3 protein-coding genes and 2 pseudogenes are annotated in these 4,974 nt (G+C 68.8%); all 5 read right to left on the minus strand.

The features are described 5' to 3' along the window. Positions 1–99, minus strand: a pseudogene (locus AC5P1C_RS43365) (ATP-binding protein); the annotation flags it as partial. Beyond that, a complete protein-coding gene (locus AC5P1C_RS43370; RefSeq protein WP_160507408.1) occupies positions 80–679 on the minus strand; it encodes a DUF742 domain-containing protein in 600 nt (199 codons plus the stop codon). The pseudogene AC5P1C_RS43365 and the gene AC5P1C_RS43370, both read right to left, overlap by 20 nt. Before the next feature lie 93 nt (positions 680–772). After that, the gene (locus AC5P1C_RS43375) at positions 773–1,186 is read right to left on the minus strand and encodes a roadblock/LC7 domain-containing protein (RefSeq protein ID WP_135330751.1); all 414 of its coding nucleotides are present in this window, start codon (positions 1,184–1,186) and stop codon (positions 773–775) included. Positions 1,187–1,196: 10 nt separating this feature from the next. Next, positions 1,197–4,388 carry a sensor histidine kinase gene (locus AC5P1C_RS43380; RefSeq protein WP_493871530.1) on the minus strand — a complete coding sequence of 1,064 codons (3,192 nt, stop codon included), beginning with the start codon at positions 4,386–4,388 and terminating at the stop codon, positions 1,197–1,199. Positions 4,389–4,728: 340 nt separating this feature from the next. Further along, positions 4,729–4,974, minus strand: a pseudogene (locus AC5P1C_RS43385) (ATP-binding protein); the annotation flags it as partial.

Genomic DNA, 4,974 nt, shown 5'->3' on the forward strand with positions numbered 1-4,974 from the left:
GAACGTGGTCTTGCCCACGCCGAAGCCGCCCGCCACCACGATCTTCGCGGAGGTGGTGGAGCGGGCTGTTGCTCCGCCGCTAGAGCTTGCGAAGTCCACTGAGCACCCTTTCGAGCAGTGTCACGTCTGGCTGGCCGCCGGCGGACTCGTCGCCGCCCGGCTGATGGATGGCGACAAGTCCGGCCTCCGCCAGGTCGGCTACGAGGATCCGGGCGACGCCGAGAGGAATGGTGAGAAGTGCCGAGATCTCAGCGACTGACTTGATCTCGCGGCACAGATTGCAGATCCGCTGATGCTCGGGCAACTGGCCCTGAAGCTGGTGCGGTTGGGCGGTGGTGTGCACCAGCGCCTCGATGGCGAGCTGGTAGCGGGGCCTGGTGCGGCCGCCCGTCATGGCGTACGGGCGCACCAGGGGGTTGCTCGCGGCACCCGCGGGCGCCGGTTCCGGGGCGCGTCGCTGTGGTTGCACTGGCTGGATCCTGGGGGTGTGAGGCTGCTCGTACGGGCTCTGGCGGGGGCCCGGCTGCTGCGGCTGCTGGTAGGGCCTGCGGTGCTGGCTGGGCGCGGAGGGGAAGTTGTAACGGTTCGGCGCCCCGTCGTGCGGTCCCTGCCCCTGGCCGTGACCAGGCGACCAGTTGGCCGATGACGAACCGTCCGGGGGTGTTCCTGAGCCTGCCACGTACTCCTCCTCCGACTGTGCCGGGCACCATCATTCTGGAGCCGCGTCCCGAAACCTTACGGCCACGGGACGCGAAAACGCACCGTACGTCTACTAGTTGAGAAGGCTCCCCTGCAGCTCCGCACGCAGGTCGGGCGTGAGTACGGTGCCGGCGCGGTCGACAAGAAGCGCCATCTCGTACCCAATGAGACCGATGTCCGCATCCGGGTGGGCGAGAACGGCCAGCGAGGAGCCGTCGGAGATGGACATAAGGAAGAGAAATCCTCGCTCCATCTCCACAACGGTCTGGGTCACGGAACCGCCCTCGAAGATCCGGGAGGCCCCGGCGGTGAGAGAGGTCAGACCGGATGCGACGGCCGCGAGCTGGTCGGCTCGGTCGCGGGGAAAACCTTCGGACATCGCCAGAAGGAGTCCGTCGGCGGAGACCACCACCGTGTGGGACACCCCAGGGGTGTTGTCCACGAAGTTGGTGATCAACCAGTTCAGGTTCTGCGCCGCCTGGCTCATCGGGCTCACACTAACGCTCCTGGTTGTAGGTGCTGTCAGGACCACTGTGTTCATTCCACGTGGCCTGGCCATTCTGGGTGTCACTGCCTGCGCTGCGCCCCCGCTGGACGCCCCGGCGCAGGTTGCTCAGCCTGCCCCGCACGTCCTCGGGGTCGCGGGAGACCTGAGGGCCGCCCTGTGGGGTCTGTTCCGCCGTGCCCTCGACCAGATTGGCCTTGGGTACCCGCTTCGGGAGACCGGACGGGGTGACCCCACCCGCCTTGGGCTCCTTCAGTGATTCTGCGCGCTGCCAGCGATCGTCGTTGGACGAACGCCAGTTGCTGTCGTTGTTGCCGAACGCGTCGACGGACGTGGCCTCGGTCGCCGGAGCCGGGGCGCTGCCGTTTCCGGTGGAGCCTCGGCGCGGGAGACCCGCGGCGGTGGTGTCGTGGACCGCGGACGGGGCCGGTCCGGGACGCTCGAAGCCTACGCGTTCGGCGCCGTTCGCGGGAGCCGCCGGACCAGATTCCGGTTCCGGAGAGTACTCGGCCTGATACGCGCCCGCGTTGCTGTCGTATCCGTCGCGCGAAGGCCAGTCGTCCTGGTGAGAGCGGTCCGGGTAGGCCGCGAACGGCTCGGAGACGGCACCCGTACGAGCGGCGTGATCATCGTGACCCGCCTCCGTATAGGGGGCGTCCTGGTAACCGTCACGCGCCGGGTAGTACGAGTCGTCGTACGCCGGTTGCACGGCCTGGCCCTGGCTGTAGTCGTCGTACGCCGGGACCTGCTGGTCGTACGCCGGGTCGTAGCCGCCCTGCTGGTCGAAGCCCTGCTGCCCGTCGATCTCGTCGCGGAAGAGGGGACGGCCGTCGCCGGACTGCGCCTGCGCCTCCAGAGCGGCACGCCGCTCCTCACGCATCAGCGAGCGGCCCACCGGGTCGAGCTCCGGGCTGTCGGCCGCGTCGCCGTTGTAGCGGCTGTCGTCGAAGCCCAGCTCGGCCGCCGTACGCATCGGCTGGTGGTTGAAGGCCGGCTGCTCAGGGGCGTGCTGCTCCGGCATGATCGAGGAGACCGTGAACTCGGACTCGGGCAGCTGGTGATCGCCGCCGCCGCCGTGCGTGATCCCGTCGGGGAGCATGACGAGCGAGGTCGTACCGGCCTGCTCGCCCGAGGGGCGCAGCTGGACGCGGATGCCGTGCCGGTCGGAGAGACGGCCGACCACGAACAGGCCCATGCGCTGGGAGATCGCGGCGTCCACCGTCGGCGGGTTGGCCAGCTTGTGGTTGATGTCCGCGAAGTCCTCGGCGGTGAGGCCGATGCCCTTGTCGTGGATCTCGACCATGATGCGGCCGTCGGGCAGACGGGTCGCGGTGACGCGGACCTTGGTCTGCGGCGAGGAGAACGTGGTGGCGTTCTCCAGGAGCTCGGCGAGCAGGTGCACGAGGTCGGTCACGGCGAGGCCGTGGATCTCGGCCTCCGGCACGCCCGAGAGCTCGACGCGCTCGTACTGCTCGACCTCGGAGGACGCTGCGCGCAGGACGTCGACCAGCGGGACCGGCTGGTCCCAGCGGCGTCCCGGCTCCTCGCCGGAGAGGACCAGGAGGTTCTCGCCGTTGCGTCGCATACGGGTCGCCAGGTGGTCCAGGCGGAAGAGGCTCTCCAGCTGGTCCGGGTCGGCCTCGTTGTTCTCCAGGTCGGTGATGAGGGTCAGCTGGCCCTCGATCAGGGACTGGTTCCGGCGCGACAGGTTGGTGAAGATCGCGTTGATGTTGCCTCGGAGCAGGGCCTGCTCGGCGGCGAGTCGCACGGCCTCGCGGTGCACCTGGTCGAAGGCGCGGGCGACCTCGCCGATCTCGTCCGTGGAGGAGATCGGGATGGGCTGTACGCGGGTGTCGACGCGGCCGGGGTCGGTGCGCGAGAGCTGGTCGACCAGCATCGGCAGGCGCTGCTCGGCGATGCCGAAGGCGGCCGTACGCAGCTGGCGCATCGCGCGGCTCATCTGGCGGGCCATGAGCCCGGCCAGGATGAAGGCGGCGAGCAGCGCGATCACGACGATGGCGCCGGTGATGTACGCGTTGCGCTGGGCGTTGGACGCGATGTCCGAGGCCTCGGTCACCGCCTTGTCGGCGAGGTCGGACTCGATGTCCCGGTACGCGTCGAACTTGGCGCTGGTGGTGGCCCACCAGGCCTCGGGGGTGACGCCCTTGCCGGCGAGGGCGACACGGGCGCTGGGCTGCGTGCTCTCCAGCTGCGCCATGGCGGCGACCATCGCCTCGGAGGACGGCGGCGGTACGAACGTCTCGCCCTTGGCCTTCGCGGCGGCGGCGGCCTGCTTGGCCTGCTTCTCGCCGTCGGCCTTCAGCTTCTTCTTCGCGGCCTCGAGCTTGGCGACGTCCTCGGGGGTGCCACCGCCCGTGTACTCCTCGATGGCGATGCCTTCGAGGTAGGCGTACGAGGAGAGCGCCACGCGCTGCTTGGCGAGGCTCGGAGCCGTGGGGCCCGGCTTGACCAGCAGGTGCGTACCGATGGAGCGCTGCAGCGAGAGCGCGGCCTTGGTCAGCGAGATCGCGTAGACGGTGCGGCCGTAGCTGGTGATGTTTCCGGTGCCCAGACCGAGCTCGTTGGCGAACTCCATCAGGGGGTGCTGGATGGCTACGTAGCCCTCTTCGGTCTGCGCGCCCGAGAGCTTGGAGGTGTAAGCGGCCTGACGCAGGGCCTGCAGGCCCGGCTCCACCTTGTGGAAGCCGTCGAGGCGGCGCTTGAGGCCTTCCTTCTGCGGCATGCCCTCGGCGGCGGCGTCGAACTCTTCCCCGGCCTCGTCGGTGGCCTTGCGGGCCTTCACGACGACGGGGTCGTTCTTCTTGCCGCGCAGCAGCGGGGCGGCGGAGAGGTCGCGCTCCTCGATGAGGCGGTTGCCGTAGTTCAGCGAGGCCTGCACGAGGCGGGCCGTCGCCTCGGCGTCCTGGGCCTCGCTCCAGGTGTCGATGGAGCCCTTGACCTGGAAGCCGCCCATGACGAGGCCGACGAGCACGGGTATGAGGAGGATCGCGTTCAGGCGGGTCGGCACACGCCAGTTGCGCGGGGACATTCTGCCTCCGGCGGGAGCCGGCGCCTCCATGCCCTGCACATCGGTGGGGGACGCCGCTGTGCGCGGCGGCGGGGTGAAGTTGCCCCGCGTGTCCCGCGTATGCGGCGGTGCGGGGCTCGTCTTGCTTCGCCTCACTCGACCAACAACCTCTCGGCGGCGGGACCTACACCGGTCCCGCTGTCGTCTCCAAGGCCCGTGCTACTGGGCAGTTCAGCGCATTCCAGCACGTCAGGGGGTCCTCTACCAAACAGTGTGAAGGGCTGCTTCCGAGTGGTGTAAGCCTCAGATAAAACGGTCAAAAAGAGCGAGCCCCGCCAAAAGGCGGGGCTCTCGTGCGCGCAGCGACACCGGATGACCGCGACGCGTGGCGGCGCCCGGCGAATTCTCTGTCGAAACGTTATGAACAGAGCGGTCATCCGTGTCAAAGGACACAGACCACTCTGTGGAATCTACGGCAACTGCCGTATGGCCTCGTCTACTTGAGTCGTGCCATCAGCGCGTGCTCGACCAGCGTGATCAGGCCGCTCTTTGCGTCCGCACGGTGTCGTGCGTCGGTGGTGATGATCGGTGTGTTGGGTCCGATCTGGAGAGCTTCGCGCACTTCATCGGGGGTGTACGGCTGGTGGCCGTCGAAGCCGTTGAGTGCGATGACGAAGGGCAGGCCCGAGTTCTCGAAGTAGTCGACGGCCGGGAAGCAGTCGGCGAGACGGCGGGTGTCGAC

The organism is Streptomyces sp. A18 (genome assembly GCF_059026065.1).

Excerpts from the sequence above, each read along its gene's own strand:
- AC5P1C_RS43375 (WP_135330751.1), bottom strand. The coding sequence starts at position 1,186 with ATGAGCCAGGCGGCGCAGAACCTGAACTGGTTGATCACCAACTTCGTG.